Origin of the sequence: Psychrobacter sp. TB55-MNA-CIBAN-0194, from assembly GCF_040309505.1 — a bacterium.
GTDB lineage: Bacteria > Pseudomonadota > Gammaproteobacteria > Pseudomonadales > Moraxellaceae > Psychrobacter > Psychrobacter fozii.
In genome coordinates, this window is record NZ_JBEOOW010000766.1 from 1 (window position 1) to 237 (window position 237).

The following is a 237-nucleotide window of genomic DNA, read 5'->3' on the forward strand; positions in this document are numbered from 1 at the left end:
TATGTGTATTGTTTGTCAGTATTTTAGGATTTTCTAGCTTTATCTATTACAAAACAGATCAATCGTATAAAGCACTCCTCACCAAAGAAGTAAAGCTGTACCAGACCTCGCTGGAATTAGAGGCACTGCTACAAAAGCAGGAAGCACAAATTAAAACGTATGTAGTTGTTCAAGATGCTGAAAATTTACAGAAGATTGAGCAAACATATGAAGAAATCAATAAGAAAACAGCTGAAG

General features: G+C 34.6%; 1 protein-coding gene. It reads left to right on the plus strand.

What is annotated here, in order from left to right; genetic code table 11:
• On the plus strand, positions 1-237 hold a 237-nt coding region (locus tag AAEY75_RS17025), incomplete at both ends, for a hypothetical protein (RefSeq protein ID WP_352260357.1).